Source organism: Suilimivivens sp., from assembly GCF_037359455.1.
In the GTDB taxonomy this organism is placed as follows: domain Bacteria; phylum Bacillota; class Clostridia; order Lachnospirales; family Lachnospiraceae; genus Suilimivivens; species Suilimivivens aceti.
Genome location: NZ_JAXXXI010000034.1, coordinates 42,457 through 62,594, shown reverse-complemented (window position 1 = coordinate 62,594; position 20,138 = coordinate 42,457). Strand labels below are relative to the sequence as shown.

17 protein-coding genes are annotated in these 20,138 nt (G+C 44.5%); all 17 read right to left on the bottom strand.

The genetic code is table 11. The features are described from left to right. Positions 1-63: 63 nt before the first annotated feature. The 17 genes from WJQ40_RS04925 to WJQ40_RS04845 all read right to left on the bottom strand — a co-directional run bounded on the left by WJQ40_RS04925 (position 64) and on the right by WJQ40_RS04845 (position 20,115). Entirely contained in the window at positions 64-1,113 is a 1,050-nt protein-coding gene (locus WJQ40_RS04925; RefSeq protein ID WP_337538237.1) for a hypothetical protein, read from the bottom strand. 209 nt (positions 1,114-1,322) lie between these two features. After that, positions 1,323-3,071, bottom strand: coding sequence for an ammonium transporter (gene amt / locus WJQ40_RS04920; RefSeq protein ID WP_337538234.1), 1,749 nt, complete (start codon positions 3,069-3,071; stop codon positions 1,323-1,325). 223 nt (positions 3,072-3,294) lie between these two features. After that, positions 3,295-3,888, bottom strand: coding sequence for a DUF308 domain-containing protein (locus WJQ40_RS04915; RefSeq protein ID WP_118798921.1), 594 nt, complete (start codon positions 3,886-3,888; stop codon positions 3,295-3,297). Further along, positions 3,881-4,363, bottom strand: a complete 483-nt coding sequence (locus WJQ40_RS04910) for a VanZ family protein (RefSeq protein WP_337405683.1) — start codon at positions 4,361-4,363, stop codon at positions 3,881-3,883. Before WJQ40_RS04910 ends, WJQ40_RS04915 begins: the two co-directional genes overlap by 8 nt. Next, a complete protein-coding gene (gene truA / locus WJQ40_RS04905; protein WP_262575118.1) occupies positions 4,342-5,130 on the bottom strand; it encodes a tRNA pseudouridine(38-40) synthase TruA in 789 nt (262 codons plus the stop codon). Before truA ends, WJQ40_RS04910 begins: the two co-directional genes overlap by 22 nt. A gap of 1 nt (position 5,131) precedes the next feature. Beyond that, complete coding sequence (locus WJQ40_RS04900) at positions 5,132-6,118, bottom strand: D-isomer specific 2-hydroxyacid dehydrogenase family protein (protein WP_262575119.1); 987 nt, start codon at positions 6,116-6,118, stop codon at positions 5,132-5,134. 46 nt (positions 6,119-6,164) lie between these two features. Next, positions 6,165-7,388, bottom strand: coding sequence for a sporulation integral membrane protein YtvI (gene ytvI / locus WJQ40_RS04895; RefSeq protein ID WP_337538229.1), 1,224 nt, complete (start codon positions 7,386-7,388; stop codon positions 6,165-6,167). A 5-nt stretch (positions 7,389-7,393) separates the two neighbouring features. Then, positions 7,394-7,993: a ribosome biogenesis GTP-binding protein YihA/YsxC gene (yihA, locus tag WJQ40_RS04890; RefSeq protein WP_118798916.1), complete on the bottom strand. Its 600-nt coding sequence runs from the start codon at positions 7,991-7,993 to the stop codon at positions 7,394-7,396. Next, the gene (gene lon, locus WJQ40_RS04885) at positions 7,994-10,372 is read right to left on the bottom strand and encodes an endopeptidase La (RefSeq protein ID WP_337538227.1); all 2,379 of its coding nucleotides are present in this window, start codon (positions 10,370-10,372) and stop codon (positions 7,994-7,996) included. A 61-nt stretch (positions 10,373-10,433) separates the two neighbouring features. Beyond that, positions 10,434-11,693, bottom strand: a complete 1,260-nt coding sequence (clpX, locus tag WJQ40_RS04880; protein WP_118798915.1) for an ATP-dependent Clp protease ATP-binding subunit ClpX — start codon at positions 11,691-11,693, stop codon at positions 10,434-10,436. Between the two features lie 55 nt (positions 11,694-11,748). After that, positions 11,749-12,339, bottom strand: a complete 591-nt coding sequence (clpP, locus tag WJQ40_RS04875) for an ATP-dependent Clp endopeptidase proteolytic subunit ClpP (protein ID WP_118798914.1) — start codon at positions 12,337-12,339, stop codon at positions 11,749-11,751. A gap of 39 nt (positions 12,340-12,378) precedes the next feature. Continuing rightward, positions 12,379-13,665, bottom strand: coding sequence for a trigger factor (gene tig / locus WJQ40_RS04870; RefSeq protein WP_262575123.1), 1,287 nt, complete (start codon positions 13,663-13,665; stop codon positions 12,379-12,381). A gap of 398 nt (positions 13,666-14,063) precedes the next feature. After that, positions 14,064-16,529 carry an ATP-dependent DNA helicase gene (locus WJQ40_RS04865; protein WP_337538224.1) on the bottom strand — a complete coding sequence of 822 codons (2,466 nt, stop codon included), beginning with the start codon at positions 16,527-16,529 and terminating at the stop codon, positions 14,064-14,066. A 124-nt stretch (positions 16,530-16,653) separates the two neighbouring features. Further along, positions 16,654-16,881, bottom strand: coding sequence for an HPr family phosphocarrier protein (locus WJQ40_RS04860; protein WP_337538221.1), 228 nt, complete (start codon positions 16,879-16,881; stop codon positions 16,654-16,656). Between the two features lie 145 nt (positions 16,882-17,026). After that, entirely contained in the window at positions 17,027-17,821 is a 795-nt protein-coding gene (locus WJQ40_RS04855; protein WP_337538219.1) for a TIGR03915 family putative DNA repair protein, read from the bottom strand. Then, on the bottom strand, positions 17,803-19,128 hold the full coding sequence (locus WJQ40_RS04850) for a putative DNA modification/repair radical SAM protein (protein WP_337538321.1): 1,326 nt from the start codon (positions 19,126-19,128) through the stop codon (positions 17,803-17,805). The genes WJQ40_RS04855 and WJQ40_RS04850 overlap by 19 nt, the downstream gene beginning before the upstream one ends. A gap of 207 nt (positions 19,129-19,335) precedes the next feature. After that, positions 19,336-20,115 carry a TraX family protein gene (locus WJQ40_RS04845; protein WP_337538216.1) on the bottom strand — a complete coding sequence of 260 codons (780 nt, stop codon included), beginning with the start codon at positions 20,113-20,115 and terminating at the stop codon, positions 19,336-19,338. Positions 20,116-20,138 lie beyond the last annotated feature (23 nt).

Below are 20,138 nucleotides of genomic sequence, written 5' to 3'. Positions count from 1 at the left end.
ACCATATTAGTCATTCACAGGGATTTTCAATTCTGTTTAAAATCTGTTATCAGAAAAGCCTATTCAGGCACCCTTGATCTCCAGCGCATGCATATAAGCATCATTTCCTCTGGCGCACACAATGGAAACTCTGGAGCCTTCTACCAGTACCTTGCAGTTTGTCACACTTCTGACTGCATCCAGCTTCAGCTCCATATCTCCCTGCTGTGTCGTCAGATATAACATATTCTCTGTAGATTTGCTTCCGATCGTTCCGGTGACTGTAGAAGTATTGGTATCGATCGTTACCAGTCCACCATAGGTTTTGGTCGTTGAAATAGATGCCGCATGCATATAGGCATCACTTCCTCTGTAGCAGGTTACGGTAAGTGATCTGCCAGGTGTCAGTACCATTCCATTTCTGGAATCTGTATAGCTGTCGATTACAAGCTCCATGGTGCCATCTGAAGTAACAAGATACAGAAGGGTATCCTTTGTCTTGTCACCGACTGTACCGGTCACTGTTGTAAGCTGTGCGGTAACAGTTCCTGAAGGCGCAGGTGTCAGACCCGCTGCTGCTGCAGATGATGATGCTGCTACAGAATCCGAAATACTTACCGCATGCATATAGGCATCAGAGCCTCTGGCAACTGCTACGCTGTAGGTCTTGCCTGCCACCAGTACTCTGCATCCACTCATATCTGTTGAAGTATCCAGCTTGATCTCCATTTCCCCCTGCGCCGTCTTGAGCACCAGCAGTCCATCCTTTGTCTTTTCGCTGACACTGCCGGAAACAGTGGAAACATTGGAGGCATCCACTGTCACACCGGTGACTGTCGTGCTTCCACTCAGCTTTGTCGCATGAAGATACTCATCTGATCCATGGGTTACAGTCACACTGATCTGACTGCCCGGAAGCAGGAACTTGCATCCGCTTGTATCTGTACCACTGTCCAGCTTGATCTCCATATTCCCCTCTTTCGTAGAGAGTAAGAGCAGATCTGATGTTGTCCCTGATCTTACTGTTCCTGTTACTGTTGCTGCTTCAGCTGCAGCCGCTTCTATTCCCATAGCACTGACCGTACCGGTCATCAGACAGAATGCCATTCCAATCGCTGCCAGTTTTCGTTTCATTTGATTACCTTTCCTCCCCTTCTTTACCAGAATACGTTTATCATTTGAATTCATCATACAATACGCGTTTTGAAAATGCAATGCCAGGAAAGCCTTATTTTATCTGTGTTTTCCTTTTTATGACATTTGTGTCAGCTATGACAGCAAAAGACTCCGGATAATCCGGAGCCTTTCGCTATACTAAACTAAGGGAATAGATACACGCTTCTTTATTCTACATCCTGCAGAGCTTCAAAATCTTCCTCTCCAGTACGTACCTTTACAACCTTATCCACATTGTATACGAAGATCTTGCCATCTCCGATGTGACCTGTGTAAAGTGCTTTCTTTGCTGCTGCGATCACGGAATCTACCGGGATCTTGCTGACTACTACTTCTACCTTTACCTTCGGAAGAAGTGTAGCATCTACTTCAACACCACGATACATTTCTCCAGCACCCTTCTGAACACCACAGCCCATAACCTGTGTTACCGTCATACCAGTTACACCAAGATCGTTCATTGCCTTCTTCAGATGATCATATCTGGAAAGCTTTGCGATGATCACTACCTTATAAATTCCAGTTGTCAGCATCTCGGGTGCTTTCACAACATTTACTGCTGCCTTCTTCTGGAAGCTGGATGCTGAATCATAATCAGAAACACCAAGATCTGTGTTTTCATTCACATCCATTGTCATGGTATTAGAAATATCCATGATACTGAAGCCTGCATATGCGGAAGGAAGTCCATGCTCACAGGAATCCAGTCCTACAATCTCTTCCTCTTCACTCACGCGGAGACCAACGGTTGCTTTAATTACCAGGAAGGTAATTGTGATCATAACTGTTGTCCATGCTGCAACACTTGCAAAGCCGGCAAGCTGAAGTCCAAGCTGTTTGAACCCGCCACCGTAGAAGAGACCAACTATGCTGTCATTTCCAGGAGCAGAGGTTGTAGCAAACAGACCAACTGCAATTGTTCCCCAGATACCATTTAAGCAGTGCACTGCAACTGCGCCAACAGGATCATCTACACGAAGCTTGTTATCAAGGAACCACACACCAAATACTACTAACAGACCTGCAACTGCACCTATAATGATAGCCCCTGTTACATCTGTTACATCGCAGGGAGCAGTAATTGCTACAAGACCTGCCAGAGAAGCATTCAGACACATAGACACATCAGGCTTACCATATTTAATCCAGGTAAAAATCATACATACCACTGTTGCAATTGCCGGAGCAACTGTAGTTGTTACAAATACAGAGCCAAGCTGTTCAACACTTGTACATGCAGCACCATTGAAGCCATACCAGCCAAGCCAGAGGATAAATACGCCGAGACATCCAATAGGAAGGTTATGACCAGGAAATGCATTTACTTTCGTGATTCTGCCCTTAGCATCCTTTACAAATTTCCCAATTCTCGGTCCGAGCAGCCATGCACCGATCAGTGCGGAAATACCGCCTACCATATGTATTGCACAGGAACCTGCGAAATCATGGAACCCGATCTGTGAAAGCCAGCCGCCACCCCAGATCCAGTGTGCTTCAACAGGATAGATAAATGCAGAAATCACAGCTGAATAAACGCAGTAAGAAAGGAATTTGGTTCTTTCAGCCATAGCTCCTGATACAATTGTTGCTGTTGTTGCGCAGAACACCAGATTGAATACAAAATTGGACCAGTCAAAATTAGCATAATCTGTGAAAATATCAAATCCCGGCTTTCCAATCAGCCCAACCAGATCTTCTCCAAACAGGAGTCCAAATCCGATAAGAATAAATACTACTGTACCAATACAGAAATCCATCAGATTCTTCATCAGGATATTGCCGGCATTCTTTGCTCTGGTAAATCCAGTTTCCACCATTGCAAACCCTGCCTGCATCCAGAACACGAGCGCTGCTCCAATCAGGAACCAGACACCAAATACTTCACCGTTCACAACACTAAAAATCTCTTCTGTCATATTTTTTCCTCCTCATGTAAAAAGAGTGGAGGCAAAGTATCCGTTTTTAAACGAGCTCCTTTGCTCCACTCCTTCTTATTTTGTTTTCCTCCGCTCTTCCCTTAGTATCAGAGGATTCAGCTTAAAGCCTATAAAACAAAAAGCGCTACGGATCTCTTCCATAGCGCCTTCGCTTTTATGTATTGTATACTATCATCCCAGTATACGATTGTCAACTGTTTTTTTATTTTTCATCCTCATCAATGATCCTGGCATCCACATCCACGATCTTCTGATAATTTTTTTTGGCCTTAAACAGTCTTGACAGGATCCAGAGATCTGATAATCCATCATAGATCAGGAACCCGCCGATCACTCTCGTCACAGTATTGATAACACCAAATGGTTTAAAGATCAGCACAGCACCAAGGACGATGGTTGCAAGACCAAGCAGGCAGGCAATCCACCAGTTTCCATAACCCAGCTTTTTCAGATCAACAGACTGGACAGCATTATTGATTCCGTGGATCACGATAATAATGCCAACGATCACAGGAACCGCTTTCATGATACTTTCCGGTTTCAGCAGGATCCATGCACCGATCACTGCCAGCACGATTCCAAACAGGAGCATGCCCTGCAGATAGATCGTCCTTTCCTTTGCAAAAAGATACAGGATGATCTGCAGTACTCCATACAGAAGCAGTGCCCCTCCAAGGATCATGCAAGCTACCTTCACAGATGTTCCCGGCCAGATGATCAGTACGATCCCGAGTGCCATACAGATGATTGCTGAGATCAGCTCATTTGCCTTCAGATTTTTGAAAAAATCAGCCATTTTCTTGTCTCTCCTTTTTTCTTTTCTGTTTCTTTATTGCCTTTGCTATAATGTACAGACAATATCCCATCACTGCACCAAGGCAGTTAAGCAGAATATCATCCACATCAAATGCACCAAAAGCACTGAACAGCTGAAATACTTCAATGCCAAGTACAAAAAGAAATGCATTCAGCAGCATCACAAAAAAATTACATCCCTGCTTCATACAGAGAGGAAGCAGAAACCCAAAGGGGATAAACAGTACGATATTTCCCACAAGGTTTTCAAAGCTGTTCAGCTTATAGGCATAATCAATATACATGCGGATTGTCTTAAACAGTGTAAAATTCGCCGTATACAGACCCTCCAGTATCACATCCTTCTGCCAGGAGGCTGCAATTGCCTTCAGATCTTCTATCGGATATTTAAAGATAACCAGTTTGACCACCAGAATCAGATAAAGAAAGAAGATTATTTTTCTTCTTTTCTGCACAGATAACGAACCTCCATTAATGTAAGTCCCTTTGCCGGTACTAACTCTCCTGCTCTTTCCCTTCTTCCCTCATCAAAAACAGCAGGGATATCTTCAGCCTCCCTCTTATGAAGACCTACCTCCAGCAGCGTTCCCATCATGATCCGCACCATATGGTACAAAAATCCATCTCCGCTGAATGTAAAGGTAAGCTTCCTTGCCCTGTCACCGGAAAGTCCGGGCAACGCTTCACTTTCCTCTATCCTGATGCTGTCAACTGTCCTTACTGTTGACTTTTTACTCTTTTTCAGAGATGTGAATGCCCTGTAGTCATGTGTTCCACTAAGGAGCTTTGCCGCCCTTCTCATCGCAGGTACATCCAGTTTTTCTTCTATCTGAATGGCATACCTTCTCTCAAATATATGCGGAACTGCAGAATTTACTACCTGGTAACAGTAGGTTTTTCCCTTTGCATTCAGCCTGCTGTGAAAACGTTCTTCCACTTCACAGATGTCAATGACTGCTATATCCTCCGGCAGATAAAGGTTCATATATTCCATGATCTGCGCCGGTGTTTTCTCTGTATTACAGTGAAAATTGGCTACCTGCGCCCTGGCATGCACTCCTGCATCGGTTCTGCCGGATCCCTGCACAGATACTTCTTCACCAGCCATTTTGGTTAAAAGAGCTTCCAGCTTACCCTGGATCGTATTTCCTGTGGTATCCTGCTTCTGCCAGCCCTGGTATCTGGTTCCTTCATACTGCAGGATAATTTTGAAATTACGCAATCTATTTTACCTCCCAGGGATTTTCCTTTCCTTCCGCGAAATATGTGCATCCCATAATTGCATTTCTTGCCACGGTACGTACGCAATCATCTGTATAGAATGCCATATGATGGCTGACTGTAACATTGGGAAAGCTTCTGAGCAGATACAATTCCCTGTTATCCAGTATATCTTCCCTGCGGTCATTATAATACAGACCAAACTCATTCTCAACTACGTCAAGCCCTGCTCCTCCGATCTTGCCTGATTCAATGCCACGGATCAGTGCTTCTGAATCGATCAGTCCTCCTCTTGCGGTGTTTATGATCATTACACCATCCTTCATCTTGCTGATGGCATCTTCTCCGATCATATGATGATTTTTTTCTGTAAGGGGTGCATGCAGCGAGATCACATCTGCCTGCTGCCACATTTCATCCAGTGTCACATAATGAACCCCGCTTTTCTTCACCTCGTCATTTTCATAGATATCATAGGCAATCCTTTTACACCCGAATCCGGAAAGATTGGAAAGAACAGTTCTTCCGATCCTGCCGGTACCAATGACTCCCACAGTCAGATCCTTCAGCTCTCTTCCCTGCAGTCCCTTTAATGTATAATCCTGTACTGCACCACGCATTTCTATGCTCTTCATCTTACGGATTGTCATCAGTATCAGCATGGTCGCATAATCAGCAACCCCATTAGGCCCATAAGGAGAATTTGCTATGGTGATCCCCAGTCTTTTCGCTGCTGCTATATCAATATGATCATATCCTATGGATCTTGTAACAATGTACTTCACTCCATAAGACGCAAAGGTTTCAAGCAGCTCCGCCGGCATTTCCGTAGTAATAATGGAAATACAAAGACTTCCCTGTGAAAGTGCTGCACTTTCCTGTGTCGGTGCGCAGGTGCAAAGCTGGATCTCCACACCGAGCTCCTTTTCATACTTCAGGAACAATTCTCGTTCGTCAAAATCTCTGCAGTTGTAAACGGTAATTTTCATAATGCTCCTCCATTTCTGTCCTGCCTTGTCAGGACATGCGACTGATTCATTGGTTTTTTTGTTCTTCCGTGTTCTCTTCCCTTAGTTTTTTCTCAGCCAGTTCCCGTTTCCTGTATTTCTCTACCTCTTCCATATCCTCTTCTGTCAGATGCCTGAAATTACTGATACCCGCATATAAAATCTTAAGACTGTTGATCGTTGTGTTAAAAACCCCCTCTTCGTAAAGATTGAGTACAATGATCCCTACCGGAACTGCAACGATCATGCCAAACACACCTGCCACCCTGTATCCTACAAAAAGAAGGATGATCGTTGGCATGGGTGATAATCCTACCGAATCTCCTACGATCTTCGGCTGGATGATCTGTCTTGCAAGCTGTCCTACTCCCCAGATGATCAGAAGCCCGATCACCATCTTATAGTCACCGCTGAAAAATTTGATGACTGCCCATGGGATCAGTACAGTTCCTGTTCCAAAAAAAGGCAGAAAATCCAGGAATGCTACACCAATAGCAATGATAAACGCATATTTTACCCTCAAAATGGTAAATCCAATTCCAAGAAGAAAATACATCCAGATCTCGATCTTAATCTGCGCCTTGAAATAACCGCCTACTGCCCGGCCAAGTCCCCTTCTGATCATGTCAAAGCGGAGTAATATTGACTCTGGCAGTATTTTTTCCAGAATACCGGGTATATAATCCTTATCTGCCACATAAAAGTAAGTAAACAACAGTCCCATGATAATACCGATCACAATACCCGGAATATTTTTTGCAAAATTACCAAGTGCCTCCACAGTCGGCTCACTGACACTGCCGATCACATTTCCCATATAATCCTGTATATTTACGGAAATATCCGTAATCGTCATCTGTAATTCCTTTGGCAGAAATCTGGCTGCTTTGGAAAGATTCTCACCGATATGGTTAAAATCAGTCTGCGCCGCCTGCCACATATCCGGAACATCCCCGATAAATTTAACCGCCTGCTCGATCAGCGCTGATCCAATGAAATAACCGCCAAGAATCACGATAGCAATTACTGCAATGATCACAAAAGCCGAACCTGCCTTCCGACGTATCTTCAGCCTTTTTTCAAAGAAATGCACAAGTGGGCTTGCGATCAGGGCAATGATCCAGCCCACTACAAAAGGCATGAAGCACACGATCAGCCTTGGTAATCCAAACAGACAGAACAGGATCAGTAACAGCATCAATCCCAGGTTCACAAATACCTTACAGTAAGTTTTCTTTTTGTCATAAGACATATTGATCACTCTCCCTCTCTTGTTTCAAGATAGGTATCAAGCAACTCGTAAATCTCTTCCCTTCCCTGCTTAGTCTGCGCCGAATAGGGAATCACGATAGTTCCCTTCACCGTCTGCAGACCCTCTTTGATCATTTTTACATGCTTTGCCACCTGGCTTCTGTTGATCTTGTCAAGCTTGGTTGCTATGATCACCGGCGAAAACCCCTGATCCAGGATCCACTTGTACATCAGCTTGTCATTTCCGGATGGCTCATGCCGGATATCTACCAATAAGAATACAATCTGCAGCTGCTTTGAGGTATGAAGATAATTCTCGATCATCTTTCCCCACTGTGCCTTGACCTCTTCTCCGGCTTTGGCATAACCATAACCCGGCAGATCCACAAAGTAACACTCATTATTGATATTATAAAAATTGATCGTCTGTGTCTTGCCTGGCTGTGCACTGGTTCTTGCCAGTGATTTTCTGAGCATCAGGCCATTGATCAGAGATGACTTGCCTACATTACTCTTGCCGGCAAAGGCAAACTCCGGTATTTCATGCTCCGGAATCTGGCTTGTAATACCACATACCGTCTCCAGACTTACATTTCTGATAACCATTTATTTTCTCCCTTGGTTTACAAGTGCGTGCTCCAGGACTTCCTTCATGCTCTTGACAAAGGTGATGGTCAGTCCTTCACGGATCTCTTCTGAGATCTCTTCCACGTCTTTTTTATTTTCAAAAGGTACCAGTACTTCTGTCACACCTGCCATTTTGGCTGCCAGAAGCTTTTCCTTCAATCCTCCTATGGGAAGAACCCTTCCTCTCAGAGTGACCTCACCGGTCATTGCCAGATCACCACGCACCTTTTCTCCTGTAACTGCTGAGAAAATGGCCGTAGCCATGGTGATACCGGCAGACGGTCCATCCTTTGGTACTGCTCCCTCCGGGATGTGGATATGAAAATCACATTCTTTAAAGACTTTCTGATCCACACCGTATTCCTGACTGATGGATCTTACATAGCTCATGGCAATGATCGCGGATTCCTTCATCACATCGCCCATTTGACCAGTCAGGTCGATATCCCCTTTTCCCGGCATTTTGTTTACCTCGATCTGCAGCGTTTCACCGCCCACACTGGTCCAGGCAAGCCCTCTGACAATACCCGTCTTGGGATGCCTGTCTGCCTTTTCCTGGGTAAACTTTTTCTTGCCAAGGTACTTCTCCAGATTGGACGCTGTCACAGAAATCTGTGTTTCTTCCTTTCCTTCCTCTCTTCGTTCCAGGATCTCCCTGGCTGCTTTCCGGCAGATATCCCCGATCTTTCTCTCAAGACCTCTGACCCCGGCTTCTCTTGTGTAATACGCGATCACCGCTTTCAATGCACTATCCTTAATGGATAACATACTCTTTGAGAGTCCGTTTTTCTTCAGTTCCTTGGGGAGTAGATGCTCCTTTGCAATATGGAACTTTTCATTCTGCGTATAGCTGTTGACCTCAATGATCTCCATCCGGTCAAGGAGTGGCCTTGGGATCGTCTCTGTAGTATTGGCTGTGGCAATAAACAGTACCTCTGAAAGATCCACCGGAATTTCCACATAATGGTCACGGAATCTTACATTCTGTTCACTGTCAAGCACTTCCAGAAGAGCTGAGAACGTATCTCCTTTATAATCATTACTCACTTTATCTATTTCGTCAAGAAGCATAAGCGGATTCTTTACTCCAGCCTGCCGGAGTCCCGTAATGATACGTCCCGGCATAGCTCCCACATAAGTTTTACGGTGTCCCCTGATCTCTGCCTCATCCCGCACACCTCCAAGACAGATCCTGACATATTTTTTGTTCAGGGCTTCTGCCACGCTCCTTGCTACGGATGTCTTGCCGGTTCCCGGAGGTCCTACCAGACAGAGGATCGGGCTGTCTCCCTTCTGGTTCAGACAGCGCACCGCAAGAAACTCCAGGATTCTTTCCTTTACTTTTTCAAGACCGTAATGATCTCTGTTCAGGATCTCCTCTGCCCGTTTCATGCTTTCATTGTCAACAGATGCTTTATCCCAGGGCAGCTCCAGCAAGGTTTCGATATAGCCTCTCTCTACGGAGCTTTCAGAGCTGTTTCCTGTCAGGTTGCGGAATCTTCCGATTTCCTTTGCTATTTTCTTTTTTACCTCTTCCGTCGCCTGCAGCGTAGAAAGCGTTTTTTCAAACTGGTCTGCATCGGATAGGGATCCATCTTCACCCAGTTCCTCCCTGATATAACGGAGCTGCTCACGAAGCAGGTATTCCTTCTGGTTTTTATCAACTCTCCCTTTAAGCTTCTGTACAAGCTCCGACCGTATTTTGGCAATTTCCACTTCATTTATCAGTATGCTGCACAGGATCTCATACCGTTCCTTCAGGTCGCAGGCATCCAGTACCTGCTGCTTCTGTTCAAAGGTTATCGGCATATTCATGGCCATCTCATCTGCCAGTCTGCCGGGATCAGTGATGGAATCATAGCGTTTTGCAAGATTCTGTCCCAGCTTTGGATGAAATGCCATATAAGCCCGGAAAGAATCCTTAACCTGACGCAGCATGGCCTCGATCTCTGCACCTGCTTCCAGTCCGCCTGACCCCTCATCTGTCATCTTCAGCAAATCTGCACAGAAATATCTGTTTTCTTTCTTCTGTAATCCGATCAGCTTTCCCCGATAAAGACCTTCTACCAGGATCCGGACTACGTGATCTGGAAGCTTTGTGATCTGTTTTATAACAGCTACCGTTCCAATGGCATAGAGCTTCTTCTCCGGATGGGCTGCTTCTGATTCCTGCTTTCTTTTCGTGATCAGAAAAACACGTCCTCCCTCTGCCATGGCATGCTCAAGAGAGGAAATGGCTTCTTCTTTATGCAGATCAAAGTGGATCACAGCACCCGGCAGGATCGTCAGATTCTCCAGAATGACTGCTGGTATGCTTTCTGTTTCCACTGTCTTATTTTCCATTTCAAAATCTTTCATCTTTTTGTTCCTTAAAATAACATTTTTGCAAAAAACGCCGCCATAAACAGGCGGCGCATCTTTATTTTGCTTTTTGCATGTGTTCCTGATGAATGACAAGTGGCTTGCTCGTTCCATCCACCGCTTCCTTCGTGATCACACACTCTTCAATGGTATCATCTGAAGGAATATTAAACATGACATCCATCATTACCTTTTCCATAATAGAACGCAGACCTCTGGCTCCGGTCTTCCGCTCAAATGCCTGTTTTGCAATCGCTCTGATCGCATCCTCTTCAAAGGTGAGCTTCACATCATCCAGCTCAAACAGCTTCTGATACTGCTTTACAAGTGCATTCTTAGGTTCCTTCAGGATCCGGATCAGTGCATCCTCATCCAGTCCTTCCAGAGATACACTGATCGGCACACGTCCAACAAACTCGGGGATCAGCCCAAATTTCACAAGATCCTGAGGGGTTACCTCCTTCAGCATTTCACTGATCTCCTGTGTCTTCTTATCTGCGATCTCTGCATCAAAACCAATCGAATTACGGTTCAATCTGTTCTCTACGATTTTCTCAAGGCCGTCAAACGCACCACCGCAGATAAACAGAATATTAGTAGTATCAATCTGTATCAGTTCCTGGTGTGGGTGCTTTCTTCCCCCCTGAGGCGGTACACTTGCTACCGTTCCTTCTACGATCTTTAAAAGTGCCTGCTGGACACCTTCTCCTGATACATCTCTTGTAATAGATACATTTTCACTTTTCTTGGTGATCTTATCGATTTCATCAATATAAATGATACCAAGCTGTGCCTTTTCCACATCATAATCTGCTGCCTGGATCAGCTTCAGAAGAATGTTCTCCACATCTTCACCCACATATCCGGCTTCTGTCAATGTGGTCGCATCTGCAATTGCAAAAGGTACATTGATGATCTTCGCCAGTGTCTGAGCAAGGTAGGTTTTTCCGGAACCGGTAGGTCCCATCATAATAATATTGCTCTTCTGCAATTCCACATCATCAGGATCCTTCGGTGCCATAACTCTCTTATAGTGATTGTATACAGCAACTGCCAGCACCTTTTTAGCTTCATCCTGCCCGATCACATATTCATCGAGGAAATTCTTGATCTCTACCGGTTTGAGCAGATTGATCTCCATTTCCCCTTCTTCCTGCAGCTCTGTTTCTTCGTATTCTTCCTCAACGATATCGGAACAGATAGATACACATTCATCACAGATATATACCCCTGCGGGACCTGCAATCATTTTCTTTACCTGACTTTGTGTCTTATTACAAAATGAGCACCTGATATTGTCAGTATTCTTGCCTGCCATTTCTGATTTCCTTCCTCAATTTTCTGTGCCGGCTACGCACGTATCCACAAAGGAATTACTGTTCTCCACGCTTATATACCACTCTGTCGATCAGTCCGTATTCCTTCGCTTCTTCAGCAGTCATCCAGTTATCTCTTTCTGTATCTGCTGCGATCACATCATAATCCCTGCCTGTATTGGCTGCCAGGATTTTATTTAGCTTTTCCTTGGTCTGCAGGATATGTCTTGCTGCGATCTCAATTTCTGTTGCCTGACCCTGTGCGCCGCCAAGAGGCTGATGGATCATGATCTCTGCATTGGGAAGAGCAAGTCTCTTTCCCTTGGTTCCACCGGCAAGGAGGAAAGCTCCCATACTGGCTGCCATACCCATACAATAGGTAGAAACATCACATTTCACATACTGCATGGTATCGTAAATAGCCATACCGGCAGTTACGCTTCCGCCGGGGCTGTTGATATAAAACTGAATATCCTTTTCAGGATCCTCCGCCTCAAGAAAAAGCATCTGTGCAACGATCAGACTTGCCGTTACTTCATTGACCTCTTCCCCGAGGAAAATGATCCTTTCCTTTAACAGTCTTGAATAAATGTCATAAGACCGCTCACCACGGCTTGTCTGTTCAATGACATAAGGCACTAAACTCATTCTTATCTTCTCCTTTCAGACGACACCGAAAAAACTGATTTATTTCTCCTTAGCGTTGTCTACGACAAACTCTGCTGCCTTCTTTACTGCGATATCCTCTTTGATCTGCTGAACGCTCTTCTCAGGAAGCAGTTCCTTTACCTTGTCTACTTCCATCTGGTATGCTTCTGCCATGGACTTTAATTCTTCTTCGTAGTCTTCTTCTGTAGCTTCGATCTTCTCTGCTGCAGCAACTGCCTCAAGAACAAGTCTGGACTGGATTCTCTTCTCAGCCTGAGGCTTCACCTGCTCGATCATCTGGTCATAGGAAGCACCTGTAAACTGGAAGTACTGCTCAAGGGTAAGTCCCTGCATCTGGATTCTCTGAGCGAACTCATCGATCATCTGTCTCTGCTGTGTCTCGATCATGGCTTCAGGAATTTCCATATCGGAATCCTTGATGATCTCTTCGATCACTGCTGCTTCCTTTGCCTCTCTTGCAGCCTTTGCTTTTCTTTCTTCCAGTCTGCCCCTTATATCTGCCTTATATTCAGCAAGTGTCTCGAACTCGGAAACTTCGCTTGCAAACTCATCATCCAGTGTGGGAAGCTCCTTCTCCTTAATCTCCTTAACGGTACATTTGAATACAGCCGCCTTTCCCTTTAAGTCTTCTGCCTGATAATCTTCAGGGAAGGTTACATTTACTTCTGTCTCCTTGCCGATCTCAGCGCCAACAAGCTGTTCTTCAAATCCGGGGATAAAGGTTCCGGATCCGATGGTAAGAGGATAATTCTCTCCCTTGCCGCCTTCGAATGCAGTTCCATCAACAAATCCTTCAAAATCAAGAGTTACAATATCGCCATCCTTTACAGCTCTGTCTGTAACATCAATATTTCTGGCGTTGCTTTCCCTTTCCTTATCGATTTCCTTATCTACTTCTTCATCAGTTACTTCTGTGTCAGCCTTCTCAACCTTGACACCCTTGTATTTGCCAAGCTTTACTTCCGGCTTTAATGCTACCTCTGCAGTAAAGATAAAAGGCTTGCCTGCCTCTACCTGTGCAACCTCGATCTTGGGGGAGGATACGATCTCTTCCTCACACTCGTCAACTGCCTTTTCATATGCTTCAGGGATCAGTGCATTCACTGCATCTTCATAAAATACTTCCTTGCCATACATTCTCTCGATCATCTGGCGGGGTACTTTACCCTTCCTGAATCCGGGAACGCTGATCTTGCTCTTATTCTTCTGATAAGCTCCCTCAATTGCCTTTTCCAGCTCTTCCGGCGCAACCTCAATGGTAAGCTTCGCCATGTTCTTTTCTAATTTTTCTACCTGTACGCTCATTCTGGTACATCCTCCTTAAAAAATATATCTGAGTAACTTCTTTTTCATTACTGCATAAATTTTCGCATACTCACAGTCATTGTACGATTATATCACAGGCCAGATGAAAATACCACTTTTTTTTCAGTAACTGTGCATAATTCCCTGTTTTTCAGAGAAATACTCATCTGGTCAATTTTCAGCCCCTTTTTGTTGACTAAATTGGTATTTTTTCATTTTTGAATTCTGCTTCCTGCAGATTTTATCTGAAAAACATTTTTATTTTTTCCTCTTGACTTTTTGAAAAACTGAGAAATCCCCCATTTCCACAAAGTTATCCACAATGACACACATGTCATTTACAAATAACTGCTCTGTCTTTTTGAGATTGGAATGACGTCATTTTATGTTTTTCTCTTTCATTTTTCAATTTCCTGCATTTCTGTGCTGCTCCATCCTTTTTCTTCCCAGAAATCAGAAATTTTCTTTTCTATCTGCTGCAGGGACACTCTTTCAAAGGTTTTCCACTCTCTCGGGAACATCCGTAAATAAGTTTCCGTGAGAAATCTGTCATCCAGAAGGGCAACAATTCCAATATCCTCTGCTGTGCGGATCACCCGTCCTGCCGCCTGCAATACCTTATTCATGCCAGGATAACGGTACGCATAATCAAAACCGTCATCTCCCTGCTTTTCAAAATAATTCTTCAGGATCTCTCTTTCACTGCACACAAGGGGCAATCCGGTTCCTACGATCACAGCTCCTATCAGACTGTCATTTTTCAGATCAATCCCCTCGCTGAAAATACCGCCAAGTACACAGAAGCCGATCAGAGTATGCGCATGTCCTGATTCTTTCTCCTCTTCAAATCTTGTGAGGAACCCCTCTCTGCTCTCTTCATTCATATATTCTTCCTGTTTCAGACACTCAGCCCCGTCCTCTGTGGCAAAATGCTGTTCATACTGATCCAGTACCTGGTTCATAAAAGCATAGGATGGAAAAAAAGCCATATAATTTCCCCTTTTTCCGGTTATGATCCTATGGATATAGGACGCAATTTTATAATATTCCTCTTCTGACCGCCTTTTATATCTGCTGGTCACATCGGATGCAATAAAAAGTCCACGTTTCTCCGGTTCAAATATGGATCTGGCATATACCTCATAGTCCTTTTCCTCTGCTCCCAGCAGCTTTTTGTAATACTGAATCGGCAGAAGTGTGGCCGAAAAGAGGATACTGCTCCTGCCCCTCTGCATACATTCTGCCAGTTTTTTCCCTGGATTGACACAGAACAGGCGGATCCGAAAATTTCCCTCCTCATCCAGCTTCGTATAGATCTCATAATGTTCATCCAGATCCTCATGGATCATGAGAAAATGCGATACTCTAAAGTAAAATTCGGTAAGCTCTGCTTTCACCGGGCTCTCTTCATGGTCATCCAGATAATCATCAATAGCTGAAGACAGACTGTTCATTGCCCTGACAAATGCTGCTATGCTGCTCTCATCCTCATATCTGTAACCGGCACAGTTTCGTTTCAATGCAAGCAGCTCTTTGTTACACCTGTCAAGCTGATGACAGATCCTTGTACTGTACTCCTTACAGAGCCTCTTCATGGCAAGAAAATCCTCCTTGATCAGGGCAGCCGAATACATTTCCCGTCCCCGTTCCACCAGATTGTGTGCCTCATCTATCAGAAAGATATAATTCTCCTGAACCCCTTCTGCAAAGAACCGCTTCAGGTATACATGAGGATCAAATAAGTAATTATAATCCCCGATCACCACATCCGCAAACAGGCTCATATCCAGACAGAACTCAAAAGGACAGACCTGATGCTTCCTGGCATAGCTCTCGATCTCTCCTCTGCTGTAATTGTCCGTATGAGTCAACATATCATACAGAGCCTCATTCACTCTGTCAAAATGTCCCCTGGCATATGGGCAAAAGTCCGGATTACACTGGCTTTCCTCCATAAAGCATATCTTATCCCGCGCGGTCAATACTACAGATTTCAGCTTCAGTCCTTTTTCTCTCATAAGGACAATGGTATTCTCTGCCACTGTCCTTGTAATTGTCTTCGCTGTCAGGTAGAAAATCTTATCTCCCATTCCTTCTCCCATGGCTTTCACTGCTGGAAACAGTGTAGAGATCGTCTTTCCCACACCAGTCGGTGCTTCTACAAACAGTTTTCTCTTATGATAAATAGTTCTATAGACATAAGTGACAAGATCCTTCTGTCCCTCCCTGTAGGGAAAAGGGAATTTCAGCTCCTTAATCGATGCTGTCCGGGTCTTCTCCCACTGGAACTGAAAGTCAGCCCATTTCTTATATTCCTGTATCAGATCCAGGAACCAGTTTTGCAGTTCTCTGACATCATATTCAAAATGAAAATATTTCAGTTCCTCCGTTTCCATATTACAATACGTCATCCGTACCCGGATCCGCCGCAGCCTATTCTGTATTCCATAGATAGCTGCATAACATTTTGCCTGTGCAAGATGCACCGGCACGGCTTCCCTGATCTTATGTATCTCCCGGTAGGTTCCCTTGATTTCATCGACCGTAACAGTCACAAGATCCGTATAAGCCGGCTTTATTTCCACCGTAGACAGCTCCGGTACTGCACTGACCTCACCTGTTTCTTCTATTATAATGCCATCAGCTCTGCCTTCCACAACTATGCTGTACTCTTCCATGTCAGCTGTATAGCGCAGAGCAACCTCCGCATGATAGGAAGAACCCATCCGCCGCTGTATCATACGGTGGATCCGTCCACCCTCCTGCATGGCATTATCTCTGGCACGCCCTTTTCGATTATCAATATCTCCGTTCCGCAGAATAAATTCCACCAGATTTCTGACGGAAACATGCACCTCTGTCATTCCTTATGCTCCTGCTTCTGTTTGCTGCATTCCTGACTATAAAAATAACTCCCTATAAAGATAGTACGCTATCCTTCATAGGGAGTCAATCAGACTGCTATTGTCTACCTGTCTATAAATCCACTTAACAGGCAAGTGCAAAATGGTTCATATAATCTTCAAATTCCTGATCATAACCATTGTAGGAAACGGTAAGGATCTGATTCAGATCCAGTCCGAGTACACCTACGATCGACTTTGCGTCAACTACAAATCTGTTATAGGATATATCAATATCAAAATCACATCTGGTAGCTGCTGCAACAAAATCCTTTACTTCATCCACTCTCAATCTGATTTTATGAGTTCTCATAGTATCACCTTTCTCTTTCTATGGATCAATCCATAAACAACAAAGTAACAAAGAAAACGTTTTTCCTTCATTTTTGACAAATATTATCATCCGGATAAGCTTTTGTAAAGTATTTTTTTTAGTACATAAGGCTAAATTTAAAGTCCTACTTATTTACAGTATTCCCTGTATTTCCTCTGTTAAACTCTGTCATATATTTCCGGTAGCGGACAGGCAGCATTCCCCGCTGTAATTCTGAATTGGTCCTTTCCTTTATAGCTATGGTATGAAAGAACTCTGTGAACAGTTCACTGTATTTCTCTTCTCCCTCCGAAAAGGTATCAGGCAGTTTCCATTCTTCCTGTCCGGATACCATCACATATTCCCTTTCTGCCGGATGTACCGCAAACAAATTTCTTCCAATATCATGGATCACAAAATTTTCCAATGGAAACCGGTCTGTAAAATGAGGCATCAGAAAAGTCAGAATATGGTTCTTCGGACTGATCTGTGCGTACAAAACACCGTCTGCAAGCTCCCGGAAACGAATAAATTCTATATGGGAATGAATTTCATTTCCTACTGTCCGGTCAAGCTCAAATACACGCCTGATATAAGGATCCTTCAGATCCTCCAGTATTTTTCCTCCTGTTTTCCTATGAAGAGCCATCACTATGGTACGAAAGACCGCTTCTGCCTTATCAGCTTCATAGGAAGCAAGTGTCCTGCAAATCCTGTAATATCCTTCCTCTCCCAGTTCCCGCTTTAATGTTCGTCCTACCTTTTCTGCATGCTCCCTGCTGCTCTCACACCTCTTATATACAGCAAACAGCCGGTAATTCTCTTCCTCCCCTGCGATCAGATGTACTCTTTCCAGTGGATATTTCTGGAGATAGGCCTGATAAACTCCGGAGAAGATCCCTTCCAGGGAATCTTCACAGATCAGATAATACTCTTCCACTGTGATTCCTCCTCTCCCATGTGATAATCGTCAAACAGAGAAAGCTGCTTATAGGTCAGCCCGTCAGGAGACGGTCTTCTCCCCTGCTCATTGGAGATCAGATTTCTGGTAATATAATCCTCATTCATCCTGATCGGGTACATGGTCTTTCCATTGCAGGTAATAAAAAACAGTGCCCGCTTCAGCACAACCCCTATCTTCTTCAGATGCTCAAAGTTAAGATTTCCGCTTCTCCTGGCCTTAACGATCCGCTGTGCACTCTTCACTCCGATCCCGGGAACCCGCAGGATCGACTGATAGTCTGCCCGATTGATCTCCACCGGAAAATACTCCAGATGCCGCAGTGCCCAGTCTGCCTTAGGATCGATCAGCACATTGAAATTTGGCTTCTGCTCACTTAACAGTTCCCCAGCCTCAAAACCATAAAACCGGAGCAGCCAGTCCGCCTGGTATAAACGGTGCTCACGCAGGAGCGGTGGTCCTCCCGGCAGTGATGGCAGATCCTTATCTTCATTCACATTGACAAAGGCGGAATAATATACTCTTTTCAGATCAAACCTCTGATACAGCTTCTCTGCCACCATCAGAAGCTGATAATCACTCTCCGGTGTGGCTCCTATGATCATCTGTGTGGACTGTCCTGCCGGTACGAAGCTCTTCGCATGGCGGTACACCATAAGCTCTTCCTTATTCTGTGTGATTCCCTGCTGGATCTGCCGCATGGGTGTCAGAATATTCTTCCTGTGCTTATTGGGAGCCAGCCTTGAAAGTCCTTCTGCAGTAGGCAGCTCCAGATTCACACTCATCCTGTCAGCCAGAAGCCCCATCTGCTCCACAATTTGTGCATCAGCACCGGGAATTGCTTTCACATGGATATAACCCTGAAAGTAATATCTGGTGCGCAGCAGATATACTGTCCTGTAAAGCTGCTCCATCGTATAGGTAGGATTGTTGATAATACCAGAGCTTAAGAATAACCCCTCTATATAATTCCTTCGGTAGAACTGGATCGTCAGATTGCAGACCTCCTCCGGTGTAAAGCAGGCTCTCCTGACATCATTGGATTTCCGGTTCATACAGTATTTGCAGTCAAAAATGCATTCATTCGTAAACAGGATCTTCAGAAGCGAGATACACCTTCCGTCTGCCCCAAAGCTGTGGCAGATCCCGGCTCTGGAAGAATTCCCGATCCCCCTGCCGTCTCCCCTTCTCTCTACACCACTGGAGGAGCAGGAAACATCATACTTGGCCGCATCTGCAAGAATGTTCAGCTTCTCACTGATACTCATATTCTCCTGTTCCTTCATAATACAGGGTACTTTTTCATGTGTCATGATCTCTATATCACAACCTGCTGTCCTGGTACCGCCCACTGCGATCTCTGCCGGAAGCTGCTTCATATTACTTTGGCTCCTAAAAAAAGAATCAGAACATTTGTTCTGATTCCATTCTATCACAGCATATGTTTTTTTACAAGCAATTACATGAACATTTGTTCTATTTTCTTTGCAGACTCAACCACCGACGATCGTTGTCACATTGCTATGCAGGATCAGTCTTAAAATACCGCATAGAACCAGGTGACCCACATAGAACACATAGAAAAACCACTTCATCCATCTGGCTTTCCCTCTGGTTCCATTATAAAAATGCATAAATGGCCAGACAATGATGATACCAAACTGGATCAGGCCGTATACCACATCAATGCACAGGCACCAGACGATAACATACATGGAAATATAGGCGACCATACCAAGCACCTGTTTTCTTAAGTTCCCTCTGTTCTGATATATATGCAGGGTACAGAGCACCGGGAAGCAGGACCAGTCTGAAGGGAATGCCAGCAGGCACAGTACAAGCAATATTGCTGTCTTCTGCCAGTTTTTCAGTGGAAAGCTTCTTTTTTCATCATCATAAATATACAGACCAATGGCTGCCAGGAAAAGCGGCCAGATCACACTGGTCTGGTTCAGCACGGAACCCCTGAACGGGATTGGTGAAATGCCGAAGCAGAAATTATAGGCAAAATGTGCCAGTACGGCAAAGATAAACAGTCTCTGCAGATACTTTCTGAAATTCCTGGTATAATGATATCCCTCTGCAACCATAAACCACATGGTCGGTGCCGCCAATCTGCCGATCAGATGAATACAGAGCAGCCACCATTCCTTACCATATCCGGGCCAGATTGTAGATGCCAGGTGATCCATAGTCATGGCAATAATTGCAAATATCTTAAGCTGGTTTCCCGAAAATCCGGAAAAGCCCTTTTCTCTGATTTCCTTTTCCATATGTCCCCCCTTATTATAATAGG